This window comes from Shewanella mesophila (assembly GCF_019457515.1).
GTDB classification, from domain to species: domain Bacteria; phylum Pseudomonadota; class Gammaproteobacteria; order Enterobacterales; family Shewanellaceae; genus Shewanella; species Shewanella mesophila.
Map to the genome: position 1 here is coordinate 3,661,594 of NZ_CP080421.1, position 17,147 is coordinate 3,678,740.

Below are 17,147 nucleotides of genomic sequence, written 5' to 3' on the forward strand. Positions count from 1 at the left end.
ACTCCTTAGATGATATTGTTTTAATATCAGAATAATAACTTTAGCCATCTAGCCCTCCACACTGACTAAAAAAGGTGCTATTTTGTGGAGGCTTTGGCAGTCAACAATCAAAATAATTACCACATAATAGCAACAACCGACAAAGAGGGTACCTAAATCATGGCGAAACACTCGCTGGACAAGGATAAGATCAAGATCCTGCTGTTGGAAGGCGTCCACCAATCTGCGGTAGATGTGTTCAAACGAGCAGGTTACAGCAACATTGAATATCACAAAGCATCACTGGGTGAGGAGGAGTTACTCGCCACAATCAAAGATGCTCACTTTGTCGGTATTCGCTCGCGTACCCAACTAACTCAATCTGTACTTAACCATGCAGAAAAACTGGTCAGTATCGGTTGCTTCTGTATCGGCACCAATCAGGTCGATCTCTCTGCAGCTGAAAAACTGGGCATCCCAGTGTTTAATGCCCCCTTCTCAAATACTCGAAGTGTGGCAGAACTGGTATTAGGTGAGATCATCATGCTGTTTCGTGGAATTCCACAGCGTAATGCTTTAGCCCATCGTGGCGGCTGGTTAAAGAGCGCTTCGGGTAGCTTTGAGGCTCGTGGTAAGACCTTAGGTGTGATCGGTTATGGTCACATAGGGACTCAGCTCGGCATCTTAGCTGAAACCTTAGGTATGAGAGTGATCTTCTTCGATATTGAAGATAAGTTGCCATTAGGTAATGCGCAACAGGTGCATTCTATGGAGCAGTTGTTATCGCTATCGGATGTAGTCAGTCTGCATGTTCCTGAAACACCACAAACTAAGAATATGATTGCCGAAGATGAATTGGCTTGTATGCGCGCGGGCAGCATCTTAATCAATGCTTCTCGTGGCACAGTGGTCGACATCGATGCCCTAGCGAAAGCGATCCGCAGTGAACATATTGCTGGCGCTGCCATCGATGTATTTCCTGTCGAGCCAAAATCAAATGATGATGAGTTCGTCAGCCCGCTTCGTGGACTAGATAACGTGCTGCTAACGCCTCATGTTGGCGGCAGTACCCAAGAAGCACAGGAAAATATCGGCATCGAAGTGGCTGGTAAGCTCGCGAAATACTCTGACAATGGCTCAACCATGACAGCAGTTAACTTCCCAGAGGTTTCACTAGCGCAGCATAAAGATGCTTCACGCTTGCTGCATATTCACCATAACCGCCCAGGTATCTTAATTAAGATTAACCAAGCGTTCGCAGAGAAAGGCATTAACATCGCCGCCCAATACCTGCAAACCACGGCAGAGATAGGTTATGTGGTGATGGAAGTCGACTCAGACCAAGCTGATGAGGCTCTCGAAGAGATGAAAGCTATCGAAGGAACTATCAGAGCGCGCCTACTGCACTAATTCTTACATCGATATCCAACACAAAAGACGCATCCGATAGGGTGCGTCTTTTTTAATCTCAACTCACTGTTCCATGACTGACTTGCTCACATTCATCGCTTTAACAATAGCTCTGGTCAATGACCAATTGAACAGCTTCAAGTCGCAACTCTGGGCTATATGTAGGTCTAGCTCTCGTTGTCATAATGCCACCGGTTAAATACAAAAGTGATGATATCACCTCTAATCAGGTGGCCAAATTCACCAAACGACTACATCCCCCTTTAAATTGGATTAAACGCCCATATATTTATGAGTAATAAACCATTAAGGTTACAATCGAATACTATCTCCATGCCAACGCCTAGGAACATGATATGACACTTACCGTTTCCCAACCTCAGTGGAGTGTAACTGAGGAGATCCCCGAACTCGTTTTTTGTAATCTTTCCCACTTAGGCCTACTTAGTGTCACTGGCGAACAGGGTCGTAGCTTTATCCATGGTCAAGTGACTACAGATATCAGTTCACTTAGCGCCGACCAATGGATGTGGGGCGCCCACTGCGATCCCAAGGGTAAGATGCTTGCAAGCTTCAGAGCCTTTAGCATAAATGATGCATTGATGCTGATGATGCCTAAAGACACTTTAGCCGCAGATTTACCCCAACTGGCCAAATATGCCGTATTTAGCAAAGCCGACCTTGTTGATGCAAGCGATAGTTGGATCATATTAGGCGTTGCCGGACAAGACGCCAATACCTGGGTTGAAACCCAGTTTGGTGAGGTCTTAGAGCCTGTTACCGCTATATCTAATGGCGTTATTGTGAAAGATGGCGAGCGCTACATTATAGTCCTTGCTGCCGAAACCAGCGATGCCATAATCGATAAACTAGAACAACCTATCTACGCAAGCAGCGTTTGGCAAAGCATAGAGATTAAAGCAGGATATCCCAATATCGCTGCAGTTCATCAAGGCCAGTTTGTGCCTCAGATGTGTAATCTACAAGCCGTCAATGGAATCAGCTTTAATAAAGGCTGTTACATGGGCCAAGAAACGGTTGCTCGGATGAAATATCGTGGGGGTAATAAGCGCGCGCTCTATATTTTGACGGGAACATCCAAGAACCCAATCTCCCTCGAGAGCCAGCTCGAATTAGCCTTGGAAGCGGGTTTCAAAAAAACTGGGACAATTATCGAGTATGCCCAATCGGGAGAACAGCTGGTATTAACGGCTGTACTCCCCAATGATACTACTGACGCTGCGGTACTTCGTTTTGCTGATGATGAAACATCAAGCCTGTCGATTCAGCCACTGCCCTACGCCCTCGATGACGAATAACTTTCAGCATTAATCTAATACAGACCAAGATAAAAGGCGCATTAAGCGCCTTTTTCACTATTCCCATGACATCCAATAAGCGCTATTCAGATTCGTTATGGGCATCACGGATTTTTACCGCTTCATCTAAAATGGCGCTAAAATGGACCACCAGATCAGGATCAAAATGCTTGCCCGACTCACTCTCGATTAAGTTCATGGTGTCTTCAATTGTCCATGCTTTCTTATAAGGCCGAATGGAGGTGAGTGCATCAAATACATCGGCAATCGCCACTATACGTCCCTCTAATGGAATATCTTCTCCCGACAATCCATTAGGATAACCAGAACCATCCCATTTTTCATGATGACTAAGGGCAATTCTTTTGGCCATTTCAAGTAAAGGATCATTATGATCGCCGATGATCTCTGCACCTATTTCGGCGTGGCGTTGCATCTCTATCCATTCATCTTTATCTAACTTAGCAGGCTTTTTCAAAATTGAATCTGGTGTACCTATTTTACCTATATCGTGCATCGGCGCCGCATTGTAAATAAGTTCACAGAACTTATCGGGTAAGCCTGCTTGCTGTGCTAATAGCTTGGCATAATGGCTCATGCGTATAACATGCAAACCCGTTTCATTATCCTTGTATTCAGCCGCCCGTCCAAGTCGACGGATGATCTCAAAACGAGTCTCTTCGAGCTCTTTCGTCCGAGATTTAACCTCCTCTTCTAACAAACGTTTTTGATCATACAACGCTAAATGAGTTTTTACTCGAGCCTTTACTACGGGTGCACTTACTGGCTTAGTGATGTAATCGACCGCGCCAAGTTCAAACCCTTGGGTCTCATCGGCAACCTCGGCTAATGCGGTAACGAAAATAACGGGAATATGACTCGTTAGGGGATCTTGCTTAAGGCGTTGACACACTTCATAGCCGTTCATGCCTGGCATCATCACATCAAGCAAGATGAGATCGGGGGCGCTCTTGTTTGCCAGCGCTAAAGCTTTCGGGCCATCAATGGCCACTTTGACCTTATAATCCCCCCCTAAAATCCCAACCAAAATATCGATATTTTCAGGGGTGTCATCTACAACCAGAATCGTAGCATTGTCCATGAAACTCATTCTCCTTTGAGTGCAAAAAAACCGAATCAGACTGATCTCAGTATAGTCACCAATACTTGATGACTTTGTTCAATTCCACGTGATTTATAGCTACAACCATCAACTCAGCTTATTGATCGTGGGCGAAGTACTCTTCAATCAACTCCGCGGCCTCATCGAATTGGTAGCCATTGACCATAGCGACCGCCGGACTGATTTTTTGCCACATTGCAGCGGGGATCCCCTCTTTAATCTGATTCATCTTATCTACAGCACTAGAGTCAGCATCTTCTAGCATATCGAGCAGCTCCCGAATCGCTTGACTTAACTCACTATCTGACATCAACGGTTTGTCTGATGCGGCATCATCGGGCGCATCTTGTTGCTGATGCGATATCCACTCAGAGATGGCTTCACATATCGATGTAACTAGCTCAGACAAAGTCGCTAGCTCAGCAGAAATATCAGCTTTCTCCGAAGTCACCAGCTTGGCTTCGATCTCTTTCGCCAGTTCGACCAATTTGGGACTGCAAAGATTCCCTGACACGCCCTTAAGAGTATGGGCGTAACGAATAGCGTCATCGACGCGTCCCTGACTTAAGGCTAAGTCTATCTCTTCGGCAACATGCATCTGACCAGAATAGAAACGCTCAAATATTCTCCGGTACAGCCTTACTGAGCTTTGGACTAACTGCAGTCCCTTGTCGATATCTATGGCTTCGTGCTGCGGCCAAAACAGCATAGACTCCTCATGGACATTCGCTGCAATATCCTTATCACTAATCGCCTGCGAGCCATCACCTAAATACTCAATTAAGGTCTTATAGAGCAGGGAAACCTCTATTGGCTTAGCAATATGGTCATTCATCCCTGAGCGCAAACACATCTCTTTGTCACCCGCCATAGCATTAGCTGTCATGGCGATCACAGGAAGGGATTCAAACTGGGGATTTTTACGCAGTGCTTCTGTTGTTTGGTAACCATCCATAACCGGCATCTGGCAATCCATTAACACCAAGTCAAAACTCTGCATGGCCAGTTTCTCTAGCGCAATTTGGCCATTTTCGGCAATCGATAATATCACCCCAACCTGCTCCAGAAACTCGGTCGCGACCTCCTGATTCATCTCATTGTCTTCGACTAATAAGATACGCTTACCCTTAAGTTGTGAAAGCACCTCTTTACTGATATCGACACCTCTGCGGCGCACAGGCATGGCACCATTCTTGCCCAAAGACAACATGATGCCATCGAGTAAACGTGAGGCACTGATAGGTTTAGTGATATATCCAGATATCCCACTGCTCTCTATCTTATCGATAAACTCGGCATTGGCATGAGCTGAGACGATCAATAATTTAGGTGGATTCTCGATCTGATTTAAGATCTTTTCCGATGTCTCTAAACCATCCATTTCTGGCATACGCCAATCAATCAACGCCATGGGGTAATGCACCTGCTCACAGCGAGAGATGGCTTCGGCACCACTTCGCACCGTATCCACCTCAAAGCCCATGCTTTCTAAGGTAGTACGTAAAATATCGCGCGCTGTCGCATTGTCATCGGCCACCAAGATCTTCATCCCTTCTAGCTCTTGCTCAGCCTTTAACAGTTGACTGTCGGCGACTTTAAAGCGCACCGAAAAGAAGAAGGTGCTGCCATTACCAAATTGGCTTTCGACCCCAATTTCACCGCCCATCAACTCGACCAATTGTTTGCAAATGGCCAACCCTAATCCGGTGCCACCGTACTTACGGGTCGTCGAGGTATCGGCCTGACTGAATGACTTAAACAATTTACTACGTTGCTCTTCGGTCAAACCGATGCCATTGTCGCGAACACTAAATCGCAACACGATATCGTCTTCGACTCGCTCTAGCTGACTAATCGACAGCAAGACTTCGCCCTGTTCGGTGAACTTAATCGCGTTGTTCATTAGGTTGATCAGCACCTGACTCAAGCGCAACGGATCACCTTCGAGATGCCTTGGGATATTGGGCGCGACTGCAAACAACAGCTCCAGCTGTTTATCGGCGGCTTTTACTGAGAACATATCGCTAAGATCTTCAAGCATGGTATCGAGTTGAAACGGTATCGATTCGATATCTAACTTACCCGCCTCAATCTTAGAGAAATCCAAAATATCATTGATGATCCCCAGCAATGATTTAGATGCGCGATCAATCTTCTGTATGTAATTTTGCTGTTTCTGATCCAACTCGGTCTGCAAACATAACTGAGACATGCCGATGATGGCGTTCATGGGGGTGCGGATCTCATGGGACATATTGGCCAGAAAATCACTCTTAGCCTTACTAGCCGCATCGGCAACATCTTTAGCCTCTCTTAACTCCTCAGATATCGCTTTCAGCGAGGTGATATTCGCCATGGACAAGACGGCTGAATTGATATTGCCTTGTTTGTCTTGCAGCCAAGTGACTGTGATATCCATCCACATCAATTCACCACTGCGATTGACTAATCTTATTTCGCCAGAAATGCTGTCACCGCCCTTTTCGACTCTCTCACGTAATAGCGCCTTAGCATCAGCACGGCCTTCGGGATGTTGGCAATCAAAGAATGAGGTCCCCTTGAGATCGGCTACAGATAACTGCATATATTGGCTAAACTGCTCGTTACAATCGATAATGACTCCGCGGTCGTCAATATTAACAATGCCGATACCCGCATGATCAAACAGGGCTCTAAAATGAGCTTCTCGGTTCGCAAGCTCCCTATCTAACTGTTTACGCTCTGTAACATCCATGAGGTAACCATTCCATAGTAGGCTACCATCCTCCTGATAACTGCCATGAGCCCCCGCTTGCAACCAGCGAACATCTCCTGTTGGATGGTTATATCTAAACTCCTCTATCCATTTTAATCCTTCACTACTTTGACCCGACAGCAATTGGATAATATGCGGCCGTTCCTTTTCAACGATGCAATTAGCAACAAGGTTAAAGTTATGGATGGCTTGGTCTCGATGGAAACCTAAGGTGGTGATGCATGCACTGGATAGGAAGGTAAATTTACGTTCCTTATTGGATATCCAACGTAATTGATACACAGTACTAGGTATTGATTCGGTAATGGTTTCCAGTTGGCGCTGAGATTGAGCAATCTTCTGCTGGGCCAGTTTACTGCTGGTGACGTCATTAATACTGCCATCAAACCATAAAGGTTGACCGGCATCATCGTAGATCGCCTTACCTTTTTCGTGCACCCAATGTTCGCTACCGTCTCTGTGTTGAATACGATACTGCACCTCAAATCCGCGGCGCTCAGCGACACCACGGTTGATCGCCTCACTGACTAATTCACGATCGGCCTCAATAATCAAACTGGCAAAACTACGTTGACTGTTTTCGATAAAATCACTGGCGGGATAGCCTGTAATATCACCTATGTTGTCGCTGACATATTCCATCAACCAAGTATCGCCTATGCGCGTTCGATATACCGCGCCAGGAATATTGGTAACTAGACCTCTAAAACGGTTTTCACTATCACTAACACGCTTGGCGATCGCCAACTCTTCTGTCATGTCCCGCACAGATGCGGCAACTTGCCTAACACCATCAACATCTTGCGGCAATATTCCAAGGCTGATTTCAACAGGAAATAGACTTCCATCGGCCTTAAGTCCCATAAGCTCAGCACCAGCACCGAGTCCCATCTTCCTATCCTGTCCAGAGGCAACAAACTTACTCCTAAATTCTGGGTGCTTATCGCGGGCATATTCTGGTACTAACTTATCGACAGACATAGATAACATCTGCTGTTCATCATAGCCAAACAAGGTTTGACAGCGAGTATTAGTGAAAACAATCTGACCCCTTTCATCGACGATCAACATCGCCTCAGGCGCTGATTCGAGTACGGCATTAGACCATGCCGCGGCAGAAAACTGTTCAGTCACATCATTAAATAACATCTCAACCGACAGTAGCTCTTGGCTATCGGAAACCAGTGGCTGCATAAACAGATCGAGCTGACGCAACTTACCACGGGCATCAAGCATCTCGACTTGATGAGGCGGCACACTTTCCCCCTTTAACGCCCTGTCCATATACTCCCAATTTTGCTCATTTAAAGGGTTATCAGAGAACATTCGTTGATACTTTCGTTTCAACAGATCAGGAGTCACCCCCAACACCTTTTCAACTCCAGCGCTGACCTGAGCAATCTGCCCATCGGGTTCTAATGAACAATAAAAAGATTTATCGCTCATACCGTCAATCAACTTAGCAAAACGATTGCCGCGAGAGTCTAATAGCGCCTGCTCTCGCTCCTCTAACACCCCCGCCATATCATTAAACTTATTGGTCAGGGTCACGATTTCACTTACTGCGCCACCCGGTTTTTCTATCCGCTTGGCGCTCCCGGCGGCGAATGCGACGATCCCCTCTTCTAACTCTTCAATTGGCCGTGTTAGACGACGGGCGGTAAAATAGCTTGTCAGTAACAGCACTATGACTATCAGTAGCAGATTCAGTGTCAATGAGGAGGAACCACTGAAAAACTGGTTATAAAGTTGATCTTCTGGGGTCATGATAATCACTCGCCAACCGAGTGTCGGCACCACACCTACACTGGCAAGAAAAGTATTACCTTCACTATCTAGGAGCAAGCTACTCCCCTCTTTACCAGCATTAAATAGGTCGACAAACAGTTGATTATCATTTGACTTGGCCAACCAGGCCTCAGTCCCTTGTGCCAACAGAAGGCTTTGATTCTCGTGAAAAATTAATCTGCCACTATCATCGATAATCACAATCCGCTCAGGAGGGATACCCGTCATTTGTGGAATAACATCTAAGGCCAAGTCAACCGTCAGCACCCCGTCATAGGGCAATGCGGAACCAAAGGGGTAAGAATAAGTGATCATCAAAATATTGCCCGCTCCCTCATCAAAATAAGGGGCAGACCAATAGCCATTAATGTTATCTATCGCCTTACTCCACCAATCCCATTTCCCATCGGTATAGTCATAACCATCGACACCAATATCTAGGACATTGATATTTTCTTTCTCACGATAAACGTAGGGAGCATACAGGTTTCGCCCCTGTACTTTGTTTTTTTGAAAGGCGATGGCACTGCCGTAGAAATCAGGATGAAGCGCTAAACGACGGGTAAGTAATTGACGTAGTTTTTGATCGTCACCGAACAGCTGCTCATTGTCGATGTCACTAAGCAGATCAGCGATGGCTTTAGTATCTTTTGCGGCCGTCGACAAAAAAAACTGCATTCTACGAGCAGCATTGTCGGCTTGCTTGGCCAAGTCATCATAAATATATTTTTCTTCAGCCTGATAATTGAACCAAGCATTGATACTGAAAACGATAGCCATGATCGCAATTAACGGTAGAGCGATATGCGATAAAATCCTGCTACGAAAAGTACGAAGTCTGCTCATATCCATATTCCACAGTGCTGAGAAGTCGAGAGATTTACTCACAAATAAATCAATACGCCGTCACGGTCAAAATCGATCGCGTCAATTACAAATATTGAAACCGATCGCTTTTGCTGAAACAACGCCGTCATTGTGCTAACCCACTTAAGTGTATAACTCAAATGTCGCTAACTACATGAAGATTTTGAAAATAGTGAACTCATTAAAGCACCATGATGGGATGCATTCAACAACAAACTGATGATTTAACCAACAAACATCAAGCTATCCGCCTTAAAGGCTTATCCCCTTCTTAGGCCTTGGCGAGCTAGCTATAAAACGGCTTTTCATTAGTAATGAAAAACCTCATAAAATAAACAACAAAGATCTTTATCAAGATCCCACGCGTACAAGCTTGTTTTAGGCAGAACCCAGGCTAAATTACGATAGGATAACAATATGGTTTACGGCATGATGCTACTAGGGCCAGTTAATCTTTGCTGGTTGAAGCGTTCGACAAACACAAGATTGCAAGATTAACAGGCCCTAGGCAATAACTTGAGTAGGAGCGGTAATGGATACAAGCGTCGTTAGCTTAGACAATATCTCTAAAGGGTTTACCGATGGCGATAAATTTCATCGCGTTCTTGATGATGTCGTCCTCAAACTCAATCATGCCGACACTGTAGCCCTTACAGGCCCAAGTGGCTGTGGTAAAAGTACCCTACTCAATATCATTGCTGGATTTGAACCACCGACATCAGGCACCTTATCAATACTGGGGCAAATCTCGACACATTGGAGTGATACCGACTGGAGCCAGTTTCGTCATCAACAGCTTGGAGTGGTATTCCAACAATTTAATCTGCTAACGCCGCTCAATGTCGAAGATAACATTGCCTTCCCGCTTCATCTTAATGGCGATCGTTGGAACAACTGGTGCGATCATCTCGTTGACAACTTAGGCTTACGCCCCCTGCTCAAACGGCACGTGGAGACCCTGTCTGGCGGTCAACAGCAGCGAGTAGCGATAGCCCGAGCCCTAGCCCATAAACCCGCATTGCTCCTAGCCGACGAACCTACGGGTAACTTAGATCAAACCACCAGCCTAGAGGTGATGGGGTTAATCTGTGCCCTTGCAGCCGAACATGACACTAGCATTCTAATGGTGACTCACAGCCAAGAATGCGCCGACTTTATGCAACGACGTTGGCATTTAGATCTTGGCAAAATACATGAATAATCCCAACATCAAAGGCAGCCTGTTAACTCTTAAGGTGTTCTTAGCTCACTATCGCCAATCACCGCTGCAAGCCGGGGCGATCATTATTGGGATCATTTTGGCCGTCACCCTATTAACAGGGGTGCGTGCTACCAATGAGAACGCGATAAACAGTTATAGCAATGCCACCGAACTCCTGAGCCAACAAGCAAAATGGATCATCACACCTCGCCCACAAGATGTATTAGACGAGCAACGCTATTTTGAGCTTAGGCAGATGGGGATTTACCACAGCTTAGCCGTGGTTCAGGGCTGGATAAGTGATAGTAACCAGCAACGCTGGCAGGTTCAGGGCAGTGATTTAATCGCCGCGATAACCGCCTCAGTAAATCACTCGACTGATAGCGACCACACTACCCCCATTGCTCGGTCGCCTTTACCCCTTAACCGAGTGATCGCTGGTGAGCCGATTGTACTCATGAGTCAATCTAGCGCCGATACACTCGGCAGTAACACATTGACGCTAGCCGAGCATACCTTAGAAATTGTCACCATCGATGACAGTTTTAATCTAGGCAATCGTCTATTAATGGATATTTCGCTGGCGCAGCAAGTGTTAAACAAGCCTAACCAAATCAGTTATATCGCTATTTTTAGCGATATAAGCAACAGACAAATCCAGCTGGAAAATTGGCTCAGCGATAAAGGAAATCTTAGTCAGAGTGACAACGGCGACAGCATGAAGGCACTGACCAACAGCTTTCATCTCAACCTCACCGCCATGAGCCTACTCGCCTTTATCGTGGGGCTTTTTATCGCTTACAACGGTGTGCGTTACAGCCTGCTTAAACGCAAACGCCTCATCACTCAGCTGCAACAGCAAGGGATCATGAAACGGTCGATCATGCTGGCGCTCACTGGCGAGCTATTGTTGTTAGTGCTACTTGGGTCGATCATTGGCTTTATCTTAGGCTTGCAGCTCAGTTATTGGCTGCAACCTATGGTCTCTGTGACCTTAGAACAGCTTTATGGCGCGAATATTTTACCAGGGATCTGGCGCTGGCAATGGCTATTGCAGGCCACAATCTTAACCTTTGTCGCCGCTTTGCTCGCTTGTAGTTCACTATTTTCCGAGTTGATAAGGCAACCCTTAGCGCAAGGTCATGGTCAGTTTAACCTACAGAGCAACGCCAGAAAGACGCAAAAACGGCAATTAATTTGCGCTATTTTACTGGGCTTAATTGCACTCATTTTTATGCCCATCAGCCAAGATTACCGTATTACCATGGCGCTGCTGGGCTTAGTCGTCTTAAGTATTCCGCTCTGCTTACCTTGGCTGTTGCAGCATCTAATTCTGCTTATCGAGAAGATTAGCCCTAAAGGGCTTATTGGTTATCAGATTGCCGAAACCAAGGAGCTTATCCCGCCGTTATCTCTCGCCATGATGGCCATGCTACTGGCGCTGACGGCGAACATTTCGATGAATAGCCTAGTGGGAAGTTTTGAGATCACCTTAAAACAATGGCTCAACGCTAGGCTACATGCGGATCTTTATCTGCGTCCACCTAAGAGTCAAGTGAGCGAAATCACCGCCGCTCTGTCGCAAGATAAACAGGTTACGGGGATCTATAAACAGTGGTTTACCACCACTCAATATCAGCAAACGCCGATAAATTTAATTACCCGCGATCGCTATTCAATCGAGCACACTACGGTGATCAAAAAGGCACAGCCAAACCTTTGGCAGCACTTTTTTGCTCAGGCTCCATCGGAAAAAACGTTATCGGATCAAGAACCATATGTACAAACGATAGCTTTGGTGAGTGAGCCATTTGCGATAAAACATCAAATGCAATTGGGAGACACCATTAAAGTGGCGGCGCTGGGCGATACAAAGCTCACCATTGGTGCCATTTACTATGACTACGGCAATCCTTATGGCGAGGTGATCATCTCCCCAGCTCTGTGGAAGCGAGCAGATCTTGGCTCGACGCCCTTAAGCTTAGCGATAACCTATCGAGGTGATTTCGACGCCTACGGCATACAGTTACAGCAACAATTTGATCTACCTGAGATCCTGATTTATAGCCAAGCTCGGATAAAAGCCCAGGCGATAGAGATGTTTAAACGCACTTTTTCTATCACCCAAGTGCTCAACAGCTTAACCTTACTGGTCGCAGCCGTAGGACTATTTAGCGCCTGCTATATGTTAACTCAAGCCCGTATGGCTCCCATTGCACGCTTATACACCTTAGGGGTTAACCGTCGCCAGCTCACCCTTATGGTCACCAGTCAGATGTTACTCATGGTGATATTGACCTGCTTGGTCGCCCTGCCCACTGGAGCGATATTAGGTTACCTGTTAATCCATAAAGTGACCCTACAGGCCTTCGGCTGGAGCATCGCCATGGTCTGGGATTGGCAGGCCTATTTTGAAATAGTGCTGCTAGCACTGATTGCCAGCGCCCTTGCGGTCGCCTTTCCACTGTATCAGCAGACAAGACGCCCATTAATCAGTAGCCTACAGAGTGATGTACTATGAGTTATTGCACCAAGTTACTCACCAGCATGCTGCTATTGACCTTGATTGGCTGCGATTCACCAGCAGACACTCACAACTCAGCTATGGGCGGCTTAATGGGTGAAACGACGAGCGATTTTACTCAAGTGCTGCCCGATAAAGAGATCCGCTTTCCAAGTGATCATCTAGCCCATGATGGTTTTCGCCAAGAGTGGTGGTACTTAACCGCTAATCTCACCATCGAAACAGGCGCTCCCTTAGGACTGCAGTGGACTCAATTTCGTATTGCCTTATCAGCTGAGGCGCCTAAATCAAGCTCAAACTGGGCGAGTAACCAGCTCTATATGGCTCACAGCGCTATAACTACAGGTAAGCATCATCAAGCCGAAGAGCGCTGGTCTCGAGGTCAGCCGCAACTGGCCGGTGTATCCGCGGTGCCGCTAACGATAGAACTCGATAACTGGCGCTGGCAGAGCCAAGACGAGGAACTGTTTCCTGCCACGCTCGATGTTGCAGGCGATAGTGTTAATTACTCGCTTAGGCTAACCACCAGCGCGCCTTATCAACTGCAGGGAGAAGGCGGCTACAGTGTAAAAAGCGCCGATGCGAGTGTCGCCTCTTACTACTACAGCCAACCCTTTATCGATGTCAGCGGCCGAGTGATGCTTGATGGCAAATTCGTTCAGGTATCGGGCAAGGCGTGGCTCGACAGAGAATGGAGTTCGCAGTTTCTCACAAGACAACAGCAGGGCTGGGACTGGTTTGCCTTGCGCCTAGATGACGGCTCAACCTTAATGCTGTTTCAGCTCAGGGGTGATGTTCAAGAGGCATCCAGCAAGCACTTCTACAGTGGCAGACGCATGTACGCCGATGGACGTGGTGAGACCATTACCTCCAATGACATAAGTATGACTCCCACCGCTTGGCAAACGATTGATGGTAAAACCTACCCTGTGGAGTGGCAGATCCGTATCGACAACCAAGCCATTGAGCTGCAGATATCACCGCTCAACCCCAATGCCAAGATGCCGCTTTCTATCACTTATTGGGAAGGGCCAGTTTCAATCGAAGGTAGCCATACTGGCTCGGGCTATATGGAACTTACCGGATATTAACCACCTAGATTACGAATAATTATCATTTTTATAATGGATCTTTTGATTCAATAACTTAGAAAATTACCGTCTACTTAACTGCACACTAATTAAGCAATATATAGCTCAAAACTGTTTTGCAACAATTTGTGAACAACATCACGCCAAAAAGTTTGATCTCGATCGACAAAAGCCTCAGTTACCCCCGAAGAGGTATACCCACATAAAGTACAAGGTTTAGACTGAGTTCAATCTTAGAGCAGGTCTTACTCCTTTCATTCCCCAAATGCTCAGACGTTAGCCTGCACGCCAAAAGGTAAAAAGATGAATCTGGAATATCATGTTACAAGCTTGGTAGTGCACGCTGCTCCCAACGCGGTAACCCAAGTAAGAAATGAGATCGACGCTTTAATTGGCGCCGATATCCATGCCGTTACCGACGAAGGTAAGTTTGTGGTCACCCTAGAGGGTGAAACTCAAGCATCTATACTGAGTAACGTCGAAGCCATCAACGCCCTTAACGGGGTGTTATCAAGCAGTCTTGTCTATCACCAAGTTGAACCAATAGAAGAAAAGAGTGAGGAAACACCATGAGCATTAGCCGCCGCGAGTTTCTAAAAGCCAACGCCGCAGTTGCAGCTGCGACCGCTGTTGGGGTCACTCTGCCAGTGAAGATCGTTGAAGCCGCTGAGCAGAAGGACAACATCAAGTGGGATAAAGCCCCCTGCCGTTTTTGTGGCGTGGGTTGTAGCGTATTAGTAGGCACAGATAAAGGTAAAGTCGTTGCTACTAAGGGCGATCCAGAAAGTCCAGTGAACAAAGGCCTTAACTGTATTAAGGGTTATTTCCTATCAAAAATCATGTACGGTAAAGACAGGCTAACCACGCCGCTACTGCGCATGAAAGATGGCAAATATGATAAAGAGGGTGAATTTACCCCTGTGAGCTGGGATGTCGCACTCGACACCATGGCCGACAAATGGAAAAACACCCTCAAAACCAAAGGACCGACTGCCGTCGGGATGTTTGGTTCTGGCCAATGGACAGTATGGGAAGGCTATGCCGCCTCGAAACTGCATAAAGCGGGTTTCCTCACCAATAACATCGATCCTAATGCCCGTCACTGTATGGCCTCTGCCGTCGGTGGCTTTATGCGTACCTTTGGTATTGATGAGCCAATGGGTTGTTATGATGACCTAGAAGCCGCCGATCACTTTGTACTTTGGGGTGCAAACATGGCCGAAATGCACCCTATTCTATGGGCGCGCTTATCGGACCGCCGCCTCAGCAGCCCAGATAGTCGCGTGCACGTGTTATCGACCTTTGAAAACCGTAGCTTCGACCTAGCGGATAACCCTATGGTGTTCCGCCCGCAATCAGACTTGGTGATCCTGAACTATATCGCCAACTACATCATCCAAAACGATGCGGTAAATAAAGACTTTGTCACCAAGCATACTAAGTTTGCCTTGGGGACAACCGATATCGGTTACGGACTGCGTCCAAACCATCCACTAGAACAAAAAGCCAAAAACCCAGGCAACGGTAAGTCGACGCCAATCAGTTTCGATGAATACGCCAAGTTTGTCAGCACCTATACCTTGGAATACGCCGCTAAGATGAGTGGCGTCGAGCCAGAAAAGCTTGAAATCATGGCCAAAGCTTATGCCGACCCTAAAGTGAAGGTGATGAGCCTATGGACCATGGGGATCAACCAGCACGTACGTGGTGTCTGGGCCAACAACATGCTCTACAACATCCACCTACTTACAGGTAAAATTGCCACACCAGGTAACAGCCCATTCTCGCTAACGGGTCAACCATCAGCCTGTGGTACCGCTCGCGAAGTGGGCACCTTTGCTCACCGTCTACCTGCCGACATGGTGGTTAAAAATCCTAAGCATCGCGCCGCGACTGAAAAGCTATGGCAACTGCCTGAAGGCACTATCCCGCCAAAACCGGGTTACCACGCCGTACTGCAAAGCCGTATGCTTAAAGATGGCAAGCTCAACTGTTACTGGACCATGTGTACCAACAACATGCAGGCTGGCCCTAATATTAACGATGAAATTTACCCAGGTTTCCGTAACCCAGAAAACTTCATCGTGGTGTCAGATCCTTACCCAACGGTCACCGCCATGGCCGCCGACCTAATTCTGCCTACCGCTATGTGGGTAGAGAAAGAGGGCGCCTATGGTAACGCCGAGCGCCGCACCCACATGTGGCACCAACAGGTTAAGCCACCTGAAGGGGCAAAATCTGACTTGTGGCAATTAGTTGAGTTCTCTAAGCGTTTCAAAGTCGCTGAAGTTTGGCCAGCCGAGCTGGTCGCGAAGAAGCCAGAGTACGCCGATAAGACACTTTACGACGTGTTGTTTGCTAACGGTGTGGTGAACAAGTTCCCAACATCGGATTGCAAAGCCGACCTAAACGATGAATCCGAGGCCTTTGGTTACTACCTGCAAAAAGGCTTGTTCGAAGAGTATGCCCAATTTGGTCGCGGCCATGCCCATGACTTAGCGAACTTTGACCGCTACCACGAGACCCGCGGTCTGCGCTGGCCTGTGATTGACGGTAAAGAGACATTGCGCCGTTTCGTCGAAGGCAGCGATCCTTATGTTAAGGCTGGCGAAGGTTTTAATTTCTATGGCAAGCCAGATGGTAAAGCGGTAATTTTCGCCCTACCTTATGAGCCCGCCGCCGAAGAGCCTAATACCGAATACGATCTGTGGATGTCAACGGGTCGCGTGCTTGAGCATTGGCACACAGGGTCTATGACAGCCCGCGTTCCCGAACTTTATCGCGCCTATCCTGATGCACAGATCTTTATGCACCCAGAAGACGCCAAAGTCCGTGGACTGCAGCGTGGCGACGAAGTGGTTGTGGCCTCACCTCGTGGTGAAGTTAAAACCCGTGTCGAAACTAAAGGCCGGAACAAACCGCCTAGAGGCGTGGTATTTATGCCATTCTTCGATGCGCGCCAACTGGTCAACAAGTTGTTACTCGATGCGACCGATCCACTCTCTAAAGAGACGGATTTTAAAAAGTGTCCAGTAAAAGTGATGAAAGCCTAAGGCGATTCATTCAACCCAAACAACTTTAAACGCTTGA

The 17,147-nt window shown here is 47.0% G+C and carries 9 protein-coding genes; 7 read left to right on the top strand and 2 right to left on the bottom strand.

Going from position 1 to position 17,147, the window contains the following annotated elements; all coding sequences use genetic code 11:
• Positions 1 to 159: 159 nt before the first annotated feature.
• Together serA and ygfZ are read left to right on the top strand one after the other, a co-directional pair.
• The gene (serA, locus tag K0I73_RS16190) at positions 160 to 1,389 is read left to right on the top strand and encodes a phosphoglycerate dehydrogenase (protein ID WP_220062074.1); all 1,230 of its coding nucleotides are present in this window, start codon (positions 160 to 162) and stop codon (positions 1,387 to 1,389) included.
• Positions 1,390 to 1,745: 356 nt separating this feature from the next.
• Complete coding sequence (gene ygfZ, locus K0I73_RS16195; protein WP_220062075.1) at positions 1,746 to 2,708, top strand: tRNA-modifying protein YgfZ; 963 nt, start codon at positions 1,746 to 1,748, stop codon at positions 2,706 to 2,708.
• 82 nt (positions 2,709 to 2,790) lie between these two features.
• On the opposite strand, the gene K0I73_RS16200 is transcribed toward ygfZ, so the two are convergent.
• Together K0I73_RS16200 and K0I73_RS16205 are read right to left on the bottom strand one after the other, a co-directional pair.
• The gene (locus K0I73_RS16200; RefSeq protein WP_220062076.1) at positions 2,791 to 3,810 is read right to left on the bottom strand and encodes a response regulator; all 1,020 of its coding nucleotides are present in this window, start codon (positions 3,808 to 3,810) and stop codon (positions 2,791 to 2,793) included.
• A 118-nt stretch (positions 3,811 to 3,928) separates the two neighbouring features.
• Positions 3,929 to 9,226 carry a PAS domain S-box protein gene (locus tag K0I73_RS16205; RefSeq protein ID WP_220064427.1) on the bottom strand — a complete coding sequence of 1,766 codons (5,298 nt, stop codon included), beginning with the start codon at positions 9,224 to 9,226 and terminating at the stop codon, positions 3,929 to 3,931.
• Positions 9,227 to 9,773: 547 nt separating this feature from the next.
• On the opposite strand from K0I73_RS16205, the gene K0I73_RS16210 reads away from it, so the two are divergent.
• The 5 genes from K0I73_RS16210 (at position 9,774) to napA (ending at position 17,110) form a co-directional block, all read left to right on the top strand.
• On the top strand, positions 9,774 to 10,442 hold the full coding sequence (locus tag K0I73_RS16210) for an ABC transporter ATP-binding protein (RefSeq protein WP_220062077.1): 669 nt from the start codon (positions 9,774 to 9,776) through the stop codon (positions 10,440 to 10,442).
• A complete protein-coding gene (locus K0I73_RS16215) occupies positions 10,435 to 12,963 on the top strand; it encodes an ABC transporter permease (RefSeq protein ID WP_220062078.1) in 2,529 nt (842 codons plus the stop codon). Before K0I73_RS16210 ends, K0I73_RS16215 begins: the two co-directional genes overlap by 8 nt.
• The gene (locus K0I73_RS16220) at positions 12,960 to 14,057 is read left to right on the top strand and encodes a lipocalin-like domain-containing protein (protein ID WP_220062079.1); all 1,098 of its coding nucleotides are present in this window, start codon (positions 12,960 to 12,962) and stop codon (positions 14,055 to 14,057) included. Before K0I73_RS16215 ends, K0I73_RS16220 begins: the two co-directional genes overlap by 4 nt.
• A 303-nt stretch (positions 14,058 to 14,360) precedes the next feature.
• The gene (locus K0I73_RS16225; protein WP_220062080.1) at positions 14,361 to 14,630 is read left to right on the top strand and encodes a chaperone NapD; all 270 of its coding nucleotides are present in this window, start codon (positions 14,361 to 14,363) and stop codon (positions 14,628 to 14,630) included.
• Positions 14,627 to 17,110, top strand: coding sequence for a nitrate reductase catalytic subunit NapA (gene napA / locus K0I73_RS16230; RefSeq protein WP_220062081.1), 2,484 nt, complete (start codon positions 14,627 to 14,629; stop codon positions 17,108 to 17,110). Before K0I73_RS16225 ends, napA begins: the two co-directional genes overlap by 4 nt.
• Positions 17,111 to 17,147 lie beyond the last annotated feature (37 nt).

Bases quoted from the DNA above. Each gene is read 5' to 3' on its own strand.
- serA (WP_220062074.1), top strand. From the start codon at position 160: ATGGCGAAACACTCGCTGGACAAGGATAAGATCAAGATCCTGCTGTTG.
- K0I73_RS16205 (WP_220064427.1), bottom strand. From the start codon at position 9,226: ATGGATATGAGCAGACTTCGTACTTTTCGTAGCAGGATTTTATCGCAT.
- K0I73_RS16220 (WP_220062079.1), top strand. From the start codon at position 12,960: ATGAGTTATTGCACCAAGTTACTCACCAGCATGCTGCTATTGACCTTG.
- K0I73_RS16215 (WP_220062078.1), top strand. From the start codon at position 10,435: ATGAATAATCCCAACATCAAAGGCAGCCTGTTAACTCTTAAGGTGTTC.
- K0I73_RS16225 (WP_220062080.1), top strand. From the start codon at position 14,361: ATGAATCTGGAATATCATGTTACAAGCTTGGTAGTGCACGCTGCTCCC.
- ygfZ (WP_220062075.1), top strand. From the start codon at position 1,746: ATGACACTTACCGTTTCCCAACCTCAGTGGAGTGTAACTGAGGAGATC.
- K0I73_RS16210 (WP_220062077.1), top strand. From the start codon at position 9,774: ATGGATACAAGCGTCGTTAGCTTAGACAATATCTCTAAAGGGTTTACC.
- napA (WP_220062081.1), top strand. From the start codon at position 14,627: ATGAGCATTAGCCGCCGCGAGTTTCTAAAAGCCAACGCCGCAGTTGCA.
- K0I73_RS16200 (WP_220062076.1), bottom strand. From the start codon at position 3,810: ATGGACAATGCTACGATTCTGGTTGTAGATGACACCCCTGAAAATATC.